Source organism: Cupriavidus sp. 2KB_3 (assembly GCF_052115685.1).
Classification (GTDB): domain Bacteria; phylum Pseudomonadota; class Gammaproteobacteria; order Burkholderiales; family Burkholderiaceae; genus Cupriavidus; species Cupriavidus campinensis.
This window is the reverse complement of record NZ_JBFRHD010000001.1, coordinates 201,456-216,177: the sequence shown is the minus strand read 5'-3', so window position 1 is coordinate 216,177 and position 14,722 is coordinate 201,456. Positions and strand designations below refer to the sequence as shown.

The 14,722-nt window shown below is 66.0% G+C and carries 11 protein-coding genes and 1 tRNA gene; 4 read left to right on the top strand and 8 right to left on the bottom strand.

Annotated elements, in window-relative coordinates:
* Positions 1–4: 4 nt before the first annotated feature.
* Entirely contained in the window at positions 5–874 is an 870-nt protein-coding gene (gluQRS, locus tag AB4120_RS01015) for a tRNA glutamyl-Q(34) synthetase GluQRS (RefSeq protein ID WP_149135495.1), read from the top strand.
* A gap of 70 nt (positions 875–944) precedes the next feature.
* Here the strand turns inward: gluQRS and AB4120_RS01010 are convergent, their stop codons facing one another.
* Positions 945–2,459: a DEAD/DEAH box helicase gene (locus AB4120_RS01010; RefSeq protein WP_149135494.1), complete on the bottom strand. Its 1,515-nt coding sequence runs from the start codon at positions 2,457–2,459 to the stop codon at positions 945–947.
* Between the two features lie 260 nt (positions 2,460–2,719).
* Between AB4120_RS01010 and AB4120_RS01005 the strand changes: the two genes are divergently transcribed.
* Positions 2,720–4,333, top strand: a complete 1,614-nt coding sequence (locus AB4120_RS01005; RefSeq protein ID WP_149135493.1) for an alkaline phosphatase D family protein — start codon at positions 2,720–2,722, stop codon at positions 4,331–4,333.
* A gap of 167 nt (positions 4,334–4,500) precedes the next feature.
* On the opposite strand, the gene AB4120_RS01000 is transcribed toward AB4120_RS01005, so the two are convergent.
* Together AB4120_RS01000 and AB4120_RS00995 are read right to left on the bottom strand one after the other, a co-directional pair.
* On the bottom strand, positions 4,501–5,499 hold the full coding sequence (locus AB4120_RS01000; protein ID WP_149135492.1) for a Bug family tripartite tricarboxylate transporter substrate binding protein: 999 nt from the start codon (positions 5,497–5,499) through the stop codon (positions 4,501–4,503).
* A gap of 75 nt (positions 5,500–5,574) precedes the next feature.
* Positions 5,575–7,218: an acyl CoA:acetate/3-ketoacid CoA transferase gene (locus AB4120_RS00995; protein WP_149135491.1), complete on the bottom strand. Its 1,644-nt coding sequence runs from the start codon at positions 7,216–7,218 to the stop codon at positions 5,575–5,577.
* Positions 7,219–7,380: 162 nt separating this feature from the next.
* On the opposite strand from AB4120_RS00995, the gene AB4120_RS00990 reads away from it, so the two are divergent.
* The gene (locus AB4120_RS00990) at positions 7,381–8,199 is read left to right on the top strand and encodes an IclR family transcriptional regulator domain-containing protein (protein WP_441641753.1); all 819 of its coding nucleotides are present in this window, start codon (positions 7,381–7,383) and stop codon (positions 8,197–8,199) included.
* A 183-nt stretch (positions 8,200–8,382) separates the two neighbouring features.
* Here the strand turns inward: AB4120_RS00990 and AB4120_RS00985 are convergent, their stop codons facing one another.
* The 3 genes from AB4120_RS00985 to rpoD all read right to left on the bottom strand — a co-directional run bounded on the left by AB4120_RS00985 (position 8,383) and on the right by rpoD (position 11,673).
* A complete protein-coding gene (locus AB4120_RS00985) occupies positions 8,383–8,991 on the bottom strand; it encodes a glutathione S-transferase family protein (protein WP_441641752.1) in 609 nt (202 codons plus the stop codon).
* 314 nt (positions 8,992–9,305) lie between these two features.
* Positions 9,306–9,384 (bottom strand) — tRNA-Ile (locus AB4120_RS00980).
* Between the two features lie 9 nt (positions 9,385–9,393).
* The gene (gene rpoD, locus AB4120_RS00975; protein ID WP_149135489.1) at positions 9,394–11,673 is read right to left on the bottom strand and encodes an RNA polymerase sigma factor RpoD; all 2,280 of its coding nucleotides are present in this window, start codon (positions 11,671–11,673) and stop codon (positions 9,394–9,396) included.
* 22 nt (positions 11,674–11,695) lie between these two features.
* On the opposite strand from rpoD, the gene AB4120_RS00970 reads away from it, so the two are divergent.
* Positions 11,696–12,028: a hypothetical protein gene (locus AB4120_RS00970; protein ID WP_255370671.1), complete on the top strand. Its 333-nt coding sequence runs from the start codon at positions 11,696–11,698 to the stop codon at positions 12,026–12,028.
* Between the two features lie 161 nt (positions 12,029–12,189).
* Here the strand turns inward: AB4120_RS00970 and dnaG are convergent, their stop codons facing one another.
* Both dnaG and AB4120_RS00960 read right to left on the bottom strand, forming a co-directional pair.
* Positions 12,190–14,031 (bottom strand): DNA primase, encoded by a 1,842-nt coding sequence (gene dnaG, locus AB4120_RS00965; RefSeq protein WP_441641751.1) that lies wholly within the window; start codon positions 14,029–14,031, stop codon positions 12,190–12,192.
* A gap of 204 nt (positions 14,032–14,235) precedes the next feature.
* Positions 14,236–14,685, bottom strand: a complete 450-nt coding sequence (locus AB4120_RS00960; protein WP_149135488.1) for a GatB/YqeY domain-containing protein — start codon at positions 14,683–14,685, stop codon at positions 14,236–14,238.
* Between the last annotated feature and the right edge of the window lie 37 nt (positions 14,686–14,722).

The window sequence follows — 14,722 nt, the reverse complement described above, 5'->3', positions numbered from 1 at the left end:
GCCGATGCCCCGCTATCGCGGGCGCTTTGCGCCCTCGCCCACCGGCCCATTGCACCTGGGCTCGCTGGTCACGGCACTGGCCAGCTGGCTCGACGCGCGCGCCCATGGCGGTGACTGGCTGGTCCGCATCGAGGACATCGACTATCCGCGCTGTGTGAAAGGCGCCGATTTCGACATCCTGCAGACCTTGGAACGGCTCGGGCTGCGCCCCGACGAGGCGCCGGAGTGGCAGAGCCGCCGCGAGTCCCTCTACGCCGATGCGCTGCGCCGCCTCGACGCCAGCGGCCAGCTCTACCCCTGCGGCTGCTCACGCAAGGAAATTGCCGACTCGCTGGTACACGTGCGCGAGCGCCACCAGACGCTCGGCTACCCCGGCACCTGCCGCAACGGCCTGCACGGCAAGCTGCCGCGTGCGTGGCGGGTGCGCGTGCCGGACGGCCCGGCCGCGACGATCTGCTTCGACGACCGCTGGCAGGGCCGCCAGTGCCAGGATCTGGAAAAGGAACTCGGCGACTTCGTCCTGCGCCGCGCGGACGGCCTGTGGGCCTATCAGCTCGCCGTGGTGGTGGATGACGCCGCGCAGGGCATTACCCATATCGTGCGCGGGTCCGATCTGCTCGACTCCACGCCGCGCCAGATCCACCTGCAACACCTGCTGGGCCTGCCCACGCCGTCCTACCTGCACGTGCCCGTGGTGGTGAACGCCGATGGCGAGAAGCTGAGCAAGCAGAGCGGCGCGCAGGCCATCGACACGGCCGCCCCGCTGGATGCGCTGCGCGTGGCCGGGGCGCACCTCGGCATCGCCAATGGCGAGACCAACTTGCCGGCCTGGCTGGCGGCGGCAACCGCGCAGTGGGCGGCGATGCAACGCTGACCAGGCTTTCCGCCAGACCAAACAAAAAATGGCACCCGAAGGTGCCATTTTTTGTTGCCCGAGCCGTCTGTTACGACTTGCGCGGCGCGCCGCCCAGCAGCGCGGCCACGGGGCGCTTCGGCGCCGGGCGGCCACGGCTCAGCGCGGCGGCCAGTTGCTCGTCGGCCGGCTGCGCGTTGGCGTGGTGGTTCGACGGCTCGTAAGGGCGCGAGAAGAACGGATCGTCCGACGGACGGAACGCCTGACGGCCACCGCTTTCGGTGCGACGACGACGGCCCGGCGCGGCTTCCGCCTCCGCCGCCGCTTCGCCACCGTTGTCACGGGCGCGACGCACATCGCCACGCTGGCGGCGACGGTCCGATTCCTCGCTGCGCGCACGCTCGCCGGTCGGGTCGAAGCCTTCCAGCGTGCCGCGCGGAATGCTGCGCTTGATCAGCTTCTCGATATCGGCCAGCAGGCGGTCATCGCCGCCCGGCACGTAGATCGACAGCGCATCGCCGCTGGCGCCGGCACGGCCCGTACGGCCGATGCGGTGCACATAGTCTTCCGCGCTGAACGGCAGGTCGAAGTTGATCACACACGGCATGGCCGGGATGTCCAGGCCACGGGCAGCCACGTCGGTGGCCACCAGGGCGTCGATCGTGCCGGTCTTGAAGCCTTCCAGCGTCTGCATGCGCTCGGTCTGGGTCTTGTCGCCGTGGATGGCGGCGGCGTTGATGCCCTCGCGCTCCAGGTGACGCGCCAGGCGCGAGCAGCCGATCTTGCTGTTGACGAAGACGATGCACTGGCGCGAGTCGGTTTCCGTCGCGCGCTGCTTGAGCAGGTGCACCACGGCGGCCTGCTTGTGGCCGTCTTCCACGCGGTAGACCATCTGGCGCACGTTCTCGTTGGTCGAGTTGCTGCGTGCCACTTCGATCGTCACCGGCTGCTTCAGGTAGCTCGAGGCCAGCCGCTTGATTTCCGGCGAGAACGTGGCCGAGAACAGCAGCGTCTGGCGCTGTGCCGGCAGCAGGTTGATGATGCGCTGCAGGTCCGGCAGGAAGCCCATGTCGAGCATGCGGTCGGCTTCATCCAGCACCAGCATCTGCACCTGCGACAGGTTCACCGACTTCTGCTGCACGTGGTCCAGCAGGCGGCCCGGCGTGGCGACGAGGATTTCCACGCCACGGCGCAGCGCATCGGTCTGCGGGTTCATGTCCACGCCGCCGAACACCACCGTGCTGCGCAGGTCGGTATGCTTGGCGTAGCGCGCCACGTTGTCGTAGACCTGATCGGCCAGTTCGCGCGTCGGCGTCAGCATCAGCGCACGCACCGGGTGGCGCGCGGGCGAGGCACTCGCGCTCGACATCGGCAGCAGGCGCTGGATGATCGGCAGCGCGAAGCCTGCCGTCTTGCCGGTGCCGGTCTGCGCGGCGCCCATCACGTCCTTGCCGAGGAGGACCACCGGAATGGCCTGCGCCTGGATCGGCGTCGGCGTGGTGTAGCCCTGTTCGGTCAAGGCGCGCAGGATGCGCGAATCCAGCCCGAAGCTTTCGAACGTTTGCTCTGCGGCTGGGGTCTGGTCTGGGGTGGTCGTCATCGTCATGGTTTCGGTGTCTGGCGGGCGAGGCCCGCGCCAACTGACACGCGTCTCGAGAAAGGCATGCCGGGCTGCGCCAACGCGGGGCGTTGGGTCACGATCGGCAATTGCCCAGAAAATCAAAGACTTGGATTCTACCATCAGTGCCCGGTGCTTCGTGAGTATCGCCAGATGTCATGTCAACGCCGTGTCACATGGCGCGGCGACGATACTGGCCCGACGATGTGCCGGCAGCGGCCCACCGGACCCCGATTCCAGACCCATCCATGCCGAATACGCCACAACTTGTGCCTTCTCCGACCGATCTGGCCCGCCGGCGCTTCCTGCGCACGTCGAGCCGCTTTCTGGGTCTCGGCGTCGGCCTGAGTACCTTTAGCGGCACATTGATCGCAGCGCCGGCCGTGGTGTCCTCGGCCCGGCCCGGTGCGCCGGCGGGCCTCCAACTGGGCGATCCCTCGGATGACGGCCTCGTGGTCTGGGCGCGCGCCGACCGCCCGGCGCGGATGGTCATCGAATACAGCGCCGACCCGGCGTTCCGCAACGCCGCCCGCCTCTCCGGCCCGCTGGCCAGCGCCGAGACCGATCTCACCGCCCGTACGCTGCTGACCGGCCTGGCGCCGGGCCAGCCGTACTTCGTGCGCGTGGCGTTCGAGAATCCGGGCGAGCGGCGCGGCCTGGGTCCGTGGCTGGACGGCAGCTTCCGCACACCCTCGCTGGCCGCCAACCGCCCGGTGCGCTTCGTCTGGTCCGGCGATACGGTCGGCCAGGGCTGGGGCATCAACCCGGAACTGGGTGGCATGCGCATCTACGACGCCATGCGCCAGCGCAACCCGGACTTCTTCATCCACAGCGGCGACACGATCTACGCCGACAGCCCCATCCAGGCCGAGCAGAAGGCCGAGGGCGGCCGGATCTGGAAGAACGTCGTCACCGAGGAAGTCAGCAAGGTGGCCGAGACCCTGAAGGAATTCCGAGGCCGCCATCGCTACAACATGCTCGATGAGAACGTGCGCGCCTTCGCCCGGCAGGTGCCGCAGATCTGGCAGTGGGATGACCACGAGGTGACCAACAACTGGTCCGCGTCGAAGGATCTGTCCGGCGATGCGCGCTACACCGAGAAGGACGTCAGCGTGCTGGTGGCACGCGGCCGGCGCGCCTTCCTCGAAAACGCGCCGATGCGCTGGCACCGCCAGGGGCTGGACGAGCGCGTGCATCGCCACATCGCCCAGGGCCCGCTGCTTGATGTGTTTGTGCTCGACATGCGCAGCTTCCGCGGCCCGAACGGCTACAACCGCGAAACCGTGGAAGGCGCGGACACGCCCTTCCTCGGCAACGCGCAGCTGGAGTGGCTGATGGCGGAGTTGGTGGCGTCGCGCGCCACATGGAAGGTGATTGCGGCGGACATGCCGATTGGCCTCGGCGTGCCCGATGGCAAGGATGCACAGGGCCGTGCGCGCTGGGAAGCCATCGCCAATGGCGACGGCCCGGCGCTGGGCCGCGAACTGGAAACCGCGCGGCTGCTGACGCGGATTCGCCAGGCCCGGCTGAAGAATGTGGTGTGGATCACCGCCGACGTGCACTACTGCGCCGCGCACCATTACGCGCCCGAGCGGGCGGTCTACCAGGATTTCGATCCGTTCTGGGAATTCGTGGCGGGGCCGCTCAACGCGGGCAGCTTCGGCCCCAATCCGCTCGACAACACCTTCGGGCCGCGCGTGGTGTTCCAGAAGGCGCCGCCCGCGCAAAACCTGTCGCCGCTGGCCGGTTTCCAGTTTTTCGGCGAGATCAACATCGATCCGGCCTCGCGCGCGCTGACCGTGGACCTGCGCGACCTGAACGGAGTGTCGCAGTACGCGCAGACCTTGCAGGCGCAGGGCTGAGCGGCTGGTGGCTCCCCGATCCCGGAGGGAGAGGGGTTGGAGGATAGGGCCGGAATATCAACGAAGTACGACATGTTGATCGGCAAAGGTCCGCCCTATCCCCCGCCCCGCTCCGCTCCGGTATAGGCGAGGAACCGCCAAACGGCTGTCTGAATCGTCAGCCAGCCTTAGTCGCTCTTGATGTTGTTGTCCTTGATGACCTTGCCCCACTTCGCATAGTCGTTGCGCATGCGCGTGGCGAGCTGGTCGGGCGGCATATAGGACGCCACCGTGCCGGCGCCCAGCATCTTCTGCTGGACGGTCGGATCGGCCAGCGCAGCCTTCAGTTCGGCAGACAACTTGGCGACGATCTCCTTCGGCGTGCCGGCCGGCACCAGCAGCCCGCCCCACGACGACGCATCGAAGCCCGGGAAGCCCTGCTCCGCCACGGTCTTCACATCGGGCGTGAAGCTCACGCGCTTGGCCGACCCCACCGCGATCGGCCGCAGCTTGCCGGCCTTGATGTGCGGCAGCGCGGCGATCATGTCCGCGAACATCATCGGCACCTGGCCGGCCAGCAGATCGGAAATCGCCGGCGCGCTGCCCTTGTACGGCACGTGCTGGACATCGAAATGACCGAGGTTCTTCAGCAGTTCCGTCGACAGATGACCGAAGCTGCCGTTGCCGGCGCTGGTGTAGTTGGTTTCACCCGGCTTGGCCTTGACCTTGGCGATGTACTGCTGGAGGTCCGTCACATCGGGCATCGACTGCGGATTGACCACCATCACGATCGGCAGCTCATAGGCCGCACCCACGGGCGCCAGGTCCTTGAACAGGTCGTAGCTCTTGCGCGGGATCAAATGCGGGGCCAGCAGCGTCGGCGTGGCCAGCATCAGCAGCGTGTAGCCATCGGGCGCGGACTTGGCCACGGCTTCAGCGCCGATGGTGCCCGAGGCGCCGGGGCGGTTGTCGATCACCACGGTCTGCTTCAGGCTCTCGCCCATTTTCTGGCCGATGATGCGCGCAGCGGTGTCGGTAGGGCCGCCGGCCGGGAACGGCACGACGAGCCGGATCGGCTTGTCCGGGTAGCCCTGCTGGGCCAGCGCGGGTGCGGCGGCCAGCGGCAGCGTGGCCGCGACGGACAGCGTGAGCGCGGAAATCGTAAAACGACGACGTTGGTAATGCACGGTGTTTCCTCCAATGGGCCGGTCATGGCCGGCCTGCTTCTTAGCGTTCACAAACTAATCGATTCAGTGCGAGATTCAGAGCGTCATCACGCCGGGGCGGAACAGGCGCGGGTCCATCTGGCGCAGGTCGTCGGCCACGGCCACGGGGGTGGCGCACTGGTCGAGCACGTCGCGCTGCAGGTCCATGCCCGGGGCGATCTCCACCAGCGTCAGGCGTGCTTCGCCATGCGCATCGGCGCGCATCTCGAAGACCGCGCGCTCGGTCACGTACAGCACCGGCACGCCGAGCGAGGCCACATACGGGCCGTTGAAGCTCAGGTGCGAGACCTCGGGCACGATCTTCTTGACGCGGCCTTCGCGCACGATGCGTAGTTGATCGTCCTCGACGCGGATTTCCAGCCCGCCCGCCGTCAGCGTGCCCATGAAGACCAGCGCGCGGGCGCTCTGGGTGATGTTGATGAAGCCGCCCACGCCCGCGATCAGCGCGCCCTCGCCTTCGCCAAACTTGCTCACGTTGACGTTGCCGTGGCCGTCGAGTTCGGCCAGGCCGAGGATGGCCAGGTCGATGCCGCCGCCTTCGTAGAAATCGAACTGGGCCGGCTGATCCACCACGGCCTCGGGGTAGGCGGAGGCGCCGAAGCTCAGGCCATCCGCCGGCGTGCCACCGATGGGGCCCGCCTCCACGGTCAGCGTGAAGCCGCCGAGCCCGGCCTGGTGCGCCAGCGCGCCCACGGCGGCGGGCATGCCCACGCCGAGGTTGACCACGCGCGGCTGGCGGCGCGCGATCTCCATGGCGGCGCGGCGCTGGACGATGGTGCGGGCGTCGAGCGGCGCGGCGGTGGTTGGCAGTGCCTCGGCCTCGCGAGCCGCTTCCGCAGCGGCGGCGGCCTCCCCGCGCCACGGCGTGACGTAAGCCGCGTTATAGGTCTCGGCGAACGTCATCTGGTGGTGCGCCGGCTCCTCGCTGACCACCACGTAATCGACCAGGATGCCCGGCACGTGAATCGCCTGGAGGTTCTCGTGATAGTCGACGATGGACTCCACCTGCGCGATCACGATGCCGCCCGAGTTGTGCGCGGCCTGCGCCATCGCCAGCAGCTCATGGTGGAACGCCTCGCGGTGCGTGCTCAGGTTGCCGCGCGTGTCCGAGGCGGTGCAGCGGATCAGCGCGCAGTCAATCGGAAAACTCGGATAGAACAGGTATTCGTCACCCCGGAAATCCACGGCCTCGACCCAGTTGGCACGGCCTGCCGCGATGGCGTCGCGCGCACGCTGGTTGATGGCGCCGCCGTGGTAGCGCGCGTCCTGCGCCGTGCGGGGATCGACAAACGTATGGAGGCCGATCTTCGTCATCACACCCGGCTTGCCGCCGGCGATGGCGCGGTACAGGTGGGTCAGCACGCCCTGTGGCAGGTTGAAGCCCTCGCAGTCCTCGTTCATGGCGAGCGTGGCCAGCCGCGTGGCCGAGCGCCAGTGGCCGCCGACGATGGCCCGGGTCATGCCGGCATTGCCGAAGTGATTCACCCCACGCGCGCCGCGGTCGCCCTGGCCGGCCGAATAGACCAGCGTCAGGTCGCGTGGCAGGCCGTGCTGCAGGAAACGCGACTCCAGTGCCTCGGTCACGCCCTCGGCGTGGCCGGCGCCCACGAAGCCCGCGCTGGCAACGGTCCAGCCGCTCTGGACAAGCTCGGCCGCCTGCCGGGTGGTGATCACCTTCATTGCTGTCTCCAGGTTCTTCTTGTGTCGTGGTTTCTACTGAGCCACGATTCCCGAACAAATGTTCGCAAAACGCCTATCATACGGATCGGACGCCCGGACGCAAGTCTGCGCCGCATCCCGACAAACCCCTACTTTCCCTTTATCCCCCTTTTCCACCCTCGCATGACGCGCTCCGACGCCACCGCCGCCACCGCCGCCAACGACGTCCCCCACGACGCCCCGAAGAAGGACGAGCTGCTCGATTCGCTCACCAAGGGGCTGGCGCTGCTGCGCCTGTATGCGAGCGGCGTGGAGCGGCTGACCATGCAGGAAGTGGCCGAGCACCTCGACGTCACCCGCGCCGCTGCGCGCCGGCTGCTGCTGACGCTCGAGCACAACGGCTACCTGGCGCAGGACGGCCGTTACTTTGCGCTGACGCCCAAGGTGATGGACCTCGGCTATGCCTACTTTGCCTCGATGAACCTGCCGCAACTGGCCCGCCCCTATCTCCAGGCGCTCTGCGCCGAGGTGGGCGAAAGCTGCTCGATCGGCATGTTCGACCGCGACTCGGTGGTGCTGGTGGCGCGCGAGGAGCCGAGCCAGATGCTGCGCGTGGACATGGCCATCGGCCGCCGCATGCCCGCGTATGCCCACTCGCTGGGCCGCGTGCTGCTGGCGGGACTGGACGATGCCGCGCTGGTGACCTATCTGGATGCCGCCGAACTGCGCAAGCTGACGCCGTTCACGATCGACTCGCGGGCGGCGCTGGCGCGCAAGCTCGAACAAGTTCGAGCCGATGGCTTCTGCACGCTGGTCAGCGAACTCGTCGATGGCTTCGCCGGCATTTCCGTGCCGCTACGCGACCAGACCGGCAAGACCGTGGCCGGCCTGGGGCTAAGCATGGTGCTGGGCAGCCGCAACCAGGCCTATCTGGAATCGCACTACCTGCCCCCACTGCGCGCGGCGGCGGAGAAGATCGAGGCGATCCTGCGCGCGCGATAGGAAGATTCCGAAACCTGGCCCCGGAATGAAAGAGCCCCGCAGGCCGGGGAGGTCGCGGGGCTGAAGTGGTAGCGGGGCAAGGATCCTGTCGCCCCGGGACTATCTTGCGCGAAGGCCCCTCTGCCGACATCACCCATTTGTGGGGAAATTAGTGGGGTATCGCACCTCCGGACGGGTGCACCCTCAGGCGTGTGGCCAATTGCGGAAAACGTCGAATTGCTCTATGGCGGCGGTAAATGCCGCGAGCGACGGATGTTGCGCAGGCGCCACCTTGCCCGGCAGCAGCGCCTGCGTGAAGGTCCAGACCACGGCGGTTGTCACGTCGGCCTGAGTCAGCGTGCTGGCATCGGCCGGCACGGCGCGCGTCGCAATTTCCTGTTCCAGCAGCGCATAGGCGCGGGCGAGTTGCCCGTCCACGCGGTCCAGCCAGGGCTGGTGCTGCTTCTCGGCCGGGCGCAGGTTGTGTTCGTAGACATCCTGCACGGCCTTCTCGCACGCAGCCAGCGCCAGGCCGATGATGCGCAGCACCGGCTGACGCGCGCCAAGCTCAGACGGCATGAGACTGCGCCCCGCCACGGCTTCCGCGTAGTCGATGATCAGCGAGGAATCCATCAGCACGGTGCCGTCGTCGCAGACCAGCGAGGGCGCCTTGACCACGGGATTGATCGCGCGGAATTGCTCGAAGGTGCTGAACACCGATACCGATTCATGCCGGAACGGCACGTCGAGCAACGCCAGCGAGATGGCCGCGCGCCGCACGTAGGGGGAATCGAGCATGCCGATCAGTCTCATTTCTTGGGCTCCGTGGAAGGACATCAATCAAGGGGGGGGAAATTCCGATCCCCATATGATGCGTCGCGCACGTGCGAATGCCAACGGTCTTGTAGGGCGCCGCTGAATTCCTGTCGACCTTTGTCGACATTGTCAATCGCGACTTCAGCGGATCAGACCGGTGACCGTTAAAGGCGTCATCGTCACCAACCAAGCTGTGCCATGTTCAACGACGGTGGCATCGTTCCGGCTGCCGGTGCTGTGGCGGGCTAAGTCGTCCCCGAAAAAAAAGGGGTTACGGCATAACCGTAACCCCTTTTTGCTACCACGTAAGTTGGTGGGCCTCCCGTGAGTCGAACACGGCACCAACGGATTATGAGTCCGCTGCTCTAACCAGGCATGAGCTAGAGGCCCTTGGAGGGCTTAGTTGCCTTCCAGGAAGCTCTTCAGCTTGTCGGAGCGGCTCGGGTGGCGCAGCTTGCGCAGTGCCTTGGCCTCGATCTGGCGAATCCGTTCACGTGTCACGTCGAACTGCTTGCCCACTTCTTCGAGCGTGTGGTCCGTGCTCATTTCGATGCCGAAACGCATCCGCAGCACCTTGGCCTCGCGCGGCGTCAGGCTGTCCAGCACGTCCTTCACCACGTCGCGCATCGAACCATGCAGCGCGGCCTCGGCCGGCGCCAGCGTGTTCGTGTCTTCGATGAAGTCGCCCAGATGCGAGTCGTCGTCGTCACCGATCGGCGTTTCCATGGAGATCGGCTCCTTCGCGATCTTCATGATCTTGCGGATCTTGTCCTCCGGCATCTCCATCTTTTCGGCCAGCGTTGCCGGATCGGGCTCGTTGCCCGTTTCCTGCAGGATCTGACGCGAAATCCGGTTCATCTTGTTGATCGTTTCGATCATGTGCACCGGAATCCGGATCGTGCGCGCCTGGTCCGCGATCGAACGCGTGATGGCCTGGCGGATCCACCACGTGGCGTACGTGGAGAACTTGTAGCCGCGACGATATTCGAACTTGTCCACCGCCTTCATCAGGCCGATGTTGCCTTCCTGGATCAGATCCAGGAACTGCAGGCCACGGTTCGTGTACTTCTTGGCGATCGAGATCACCAGACGCAGGTTGGCCTCGGTCATCTCGCGCTTGGCCTCGCGGGCGCGCTTCTCGCCCTCGGACATCTTGCGGTTGACGTCCTTCAGTTCCTTCAGCGGCAGCACCACGCGCGCCTGCAGGTCGATCAGCTTCTGCTGCAGTTCGTGCACGGCCGGCACGTTACGCTCGACGATCGTGCTGTAGCCCTTGCTGTCGGCCACCACGGTCTGGATCCAGTCCAGGTTCGTCTCGTTGCCCGGGAAGCGGGCGACGAAATCCGAACGCGGCATGCCGCACTTGTCCACGACGATGTTCAGGATCGCGCGCTCGAGCTTGCGCACCTCGTCCACCTGGCCACGCAGCGTGTCGCACAGGCGCTCCACGTTACGCGCGGTGAAGCGGATGCCCATCAGTTCGGCCTGGATCGCTTCCTGAGCCTTCACGTACGGCTTGGACTTGTAGCCTTCCTTCTCGAAGGCACGGCGCATCTTGTCGAACTGCTCGGCGATCACGCGGAACTTCTCCAGCGCGTTCTGCTTCAGTTCTTCCAGCTGGCGAGCCGAAGCCGCGCCGCCAGCAGCGCTGTCGTCCTCGTCTTCCTCGTCGCCGTCGCTTTCCTCGTCGGACTCGACATCTTCCTCATCGGCTGCCGCCGCGGCCGCAGCCGGGGCTTCCGCCACTTCGTCGGCGTTCGGGTCGATCAGGCCATCGACGAACTCGTCGATCTTGATCTCGTCGTTCGCCACGCGCTCGGCGTGCGCCAGGATCTCGGAAATCGTGACCGGGCAGGCCGAGATGGCCATGACCATGTCCTTCAGGCCGGCTTCGATCCGCTTGGCGATCTCGATTTCGCCCTCGCGCGTCAGCAGCTCCACCGTGCCCATTTCGCGCATGTACATGCGGACCGGGTCGGTGGTGCGGCCGAATTCGGAATCGACGGTAGAAAGTGCGGCTTCCGCCTCTTCCTCAGCCTCTTCCTCGCTCGTGGCGGACGGTGCGTTGTCGTTGAGCAGCAGCGTTTCGGCGTCCGGCGCCTGCTCGTAGACGGCGATGCCGATGTCGTTCAGCGTGGCGACCAGCGTGTCGATCGTTTCCGAATCGACCATGTCGTCCGGCAGGTGATCGTTGATTTCCGCGTAGGTCAGGTAGCCGCGCGACTTACCGAGCTTGATCAGCGCCTTGAGCTTCTGGCGGCGGACCTCGAGTTCCTCCTCGGTGCCCTGCTGGGTCGAGGCGAACTCCTTGAGCAGCGCCTTTTCCTTGGCCTTGCGGTCCTTGGCCTTCTGCTTCTCGGTCTTGGGCGCAGCGGCAGGTGCGGCGGCCGCTGGCGCGTCGTTTTCGTAAAACTCTTCAGTCACGTCTTCTGGGGTGCTGTCGTCTTGCTGCATCTCGGCCTTGGGCTTGCGGCCACGCTTCTTGGGCTCCGGCTTGACGGCCGGGGCAGCGGGACGCTCGGATGCAACGGGTGCGGGAGTCGCGGCACGGGCCTTGGGCGCCACGGCGTCAGCGCCAGTCTTGGCGCCTCCGTTCCGGGTGCTGGCCGTCGTTGCCGCACGCTTGCTCTCGACTTCGGTATTCTGCTGTTTCGCCACGGTGATACTCTTGCCTTTCACGGGTGCAGAAGCGGCATGATGCTTGCCGCTCGTATTGGCGCTCTCGCCGCTCTCGCGTGCCGAAGTCGAGGGCTTTGTCTTTTCGGATATGCGATTCCTGGCGGAAGTGGTCCCTGCCGGTGCAGTTGCACCGTGCGCGGGCTTTGCTGGCGCAGACCGGGCTGTTGTCGTCCTGACTGTCGCGGTCGAAGTCTTCGCCGCCGTTGTTTTCACGGACGCCTTGCCGCTCCCTGATTGGGGAGCTTTGGAGGGCGCCTTATCGGCTACCCTTTCGGTTGCTTTGGCCTTTGCCATTGGCACGCTCACTTTCGCCAGTACTGGAGAGAGATTTCGCAATCCAAACCGGGCATTGTAGCACGTCACCAACACCCGGCTTCCACTCAGGTAAGGTTTTCACCTGAAAAATCAAGGCTTAAGCACCGGACAAGCGCCAGATATCCCCGTCTGGGCACCCGCCGTTGTGCACTCAAGCCCCCATTTCACCTTTCCGCCGCATCCTGTCCAACCCTTGCCGGCTCAGGCCCCATCGGCCGTGGCGGGCCGCAAGCCGAGCTGACGGCGGCGCTGCACCTCGGCCACCAGCCAGACCATGCGGGTCTTGTCCGCCTCGCTGGCGCCACCGGCCGAAACTGCCTTTTGAAGCACTTCCAGCTCGCGTTGCAAGGGTTCTGCCAATAATTTGTGGATGGCGCCGTCGAATTCCATCGTCGCCGGCTCCTCGTCGATTTCTTCCTTGAGCACCGCCGTCCGAGCCCCTGCGTAGACCTCGGCATACGGCGTTTGCGCCAGGTGCTCGCTGAATGCCGCGAAGTTCACCGCCCCCTGGAGACCATCGCAGGCCTCCACCAAGTGAGCGAGCACTTCGGCTTCTGGCCTTGCGCTATCTAGCAGCAGCGCCCGTGTATCGGCATCGAGACGGCTGGCAAGTGACGGATAGCTCATCAGCAACTGAATCACGCGCTGTTCCAGCCCGGTGGGCGCCTGACGGCGCGCGCGCGGCCTTGGCTGGGCGAAACGCCCCACCCGCGACGAATCGCTGCCCAACCCACACACGGCCTCGATCTCGGCAGGTGTCGTACCGGTAGCATCGGCAAGTTCGCGCACGATCTGTAGCCGCAGGCCGCCAGCCGGCATCGACTGGAGCAGCGGCTTGGCCTCGTACTGGGCGCGGGCGCGGCCTTCGGGCTGGCGCAGGTCCTGCTCCTCCGTAACCACCTGGAGCAGGAAGCGCGACAGTGGCATCGCGGTTTGCACCTGGCGGGCAAAGGCGTCCGTGCCCTCTTCCCGCACATAGCTGTCCGGATCGTGTTCTGCCGGCAAAAACAGGAAACGTATCGTCTTGTTGTCGGCAACGTGCGGCAAACATGCCTCCAACGCCCGTCTTGCCGCACGACGGCCCGCTGAATCGCCATCGAACGAGAACACCACGGCGTCGGTCTGGCGCAACAGCTTCTGCACGTGCACGGTCGTGCACGCAGTACCGAGCGTGGCCACGGCGTTGGCAAAGCCGAGTTGGGCCAGCGCCACTACGTCCATGTAGCCTTCCACCACCAACACGTAGCCATTTTCGCGGATGGCGTGCCGGGCCTCGAACAAGCCGTACAGCTCGGTTCCCTTGCTGAAGAGCGGCGTTTCCGGGGAGTTCAGGTACTTTGGCTCGCCCTGGCCCATCACCCGGCCACCGAAGCCAATCACATTCCCCTTCGTGTTGCGGATCGGGAACATGATGCGGTCGCGGAATCGGTCGTAGCGGCGCGGCTTGCCGTCTGCGTCCCGCTTATCGCTCGACTCGATCAGCAACCCGCCTTCCACCAGCGGGGCAGCCACGTTGTCGTCCCGATAGCTGCCGAAGACCGCTTCCAGGCCCTGCCAGTCGTCCGGCGCATAGCCAAGGCCGAAATTCGCCGCGATCTCGCCGGTCAGGCCCCGCCCCTTGAGGTACTGGATGGCCTGCGGCGCACTGCGCAGCTGCTTGCGATAGAACTCGGTGGCGCGCGTCATGGCGTCGGATAACGCCACGGACTTGGCCTGTTGCTCGGCACGCTGGGCCGGCGGCAGGCGATCACGCTCCTCCGGCACCGTCACCCCCACGGACTGCGCCAGCTCGCGCACTGCATCGGGGTAGGACTGGCCCGAATACTCCATCAGGAAGCCGATGGCCGAACCATGGGCGCCGCAGCCAAAGCAGTGATAGAACTGTTTGGTCGGCGAGACTGTGAACGACGGGGATTTCTCGTTGTGGAACGGGCAGAGGCCCATGAAATTGGCGCCGCCCTTCTTCAGCTGCACATACTTGCCCACCACATCGACAATGTCGACACGGTTGAGCAGGTCCTGAATAAAGGATTGCGGAATCACCCGACTGACCGTCCTGATGGAGGCGGCCTGCCATGTTGGCGACCGCTTTTCTGTGAATGCGTGACCGGAACGTCGCCCGGTGGCTATCGAATCATTGTAGTGCAGATGCAACGTGGCGCCCGAAAAACCGGGCTTTCATCGCCAAGCCCCGTCAACCTGACGGCATCTTCGCCCAACGCCACGCCAACACCCTGAACCTGCCGATTACTTGCCCGTCAGCGCCGCCTTGACCAGCGCGGAGACGGCGGTCATGTCGGCGCGGCCTGCCAGGCGCGCCTTGACCAGGCCCATGACCTTGCCCATGTCCTGCGGACCGGCCGCGCCGGACTCGCTCACGGCCTTCTGGACTTCGGTGGCCACCTCGGCTTCGGACAACTGGGCCGGCATATAGGCGGTCAACACTTCCACCTCGGCCTTCTCCTTGTCCGCGAGGTCGGTACGGCCGGCCTGCTCGAACTGCGAGATCGAGTCCTTGCGCTGCTTGAGCATCTTGTCCACGACGGCGGTGATGCCGGCGTCGTCCAGTTCCACGCGGTCATCCACCTCGCGCTGCTTGATGGCCGCCATGAGCAGGCGGATGGTGCCGAGCCGCTCGGATTCACGGGCGCGCATGGCGGCCTTCATGTCGTCGTTGATACGGGCTTTGAGGGACATGGCAGATTTCCGAAAAAATGGATGGACAGCAACCGGG

Bases quoted from the DNA above. Each gene is read 5' to 3' on its own strand.
- gluQRS (WP_149135495.1), top strand. From the start codon at position 5: ATGCCCCGCTATCGCGGGCGCTTTGCGCCCTCGCCCACCGGCCCATTG.
- AB4120_RS01010 (WP_149135494.1), bottom strand. From the start codon at position 2,459: ATGACGATGACGACCACCCCAGACCAGACCCCAGCCGCAGAGCAAACG.
- AB4120_RS01005 (WP_149135493.1), top strand. From the start codon at position 2,720: ATGCCGAATACGCCACAACTTGTGCCTTCTCCGACCGATCTGGCCCGC.
- AB4120_RS00995 (WP_149135491.1), bottom strand. From the start codon at position 7,218: ATGAAGGTGATCACCACCCGGCAGGCGGCCGAGCTTGTCCAGAGCGGC.
- AB4120_RS00990 (WP_441641753.1), top strand. From the start codon at position 7,381: ATGACGCGCTCCGACGCCACCGCCGCCACCGCCGCCAACGACGTCCCC.
- AB4120_RS00985 (WP_441641752.1), bottom strand. From the start codon at position 8,991: ATGAGACTGATCGGCATGCTCGATTCCCCCTACGTGCGGCGCGCGGCC.
- AB4120_RS00960 (WP_149135488.1), bottom strand. From the start codon at position 14,685: ATGTCCCTCAAAGCCCGTATCAACGACGACATGAAGGCCGCCATGCGC.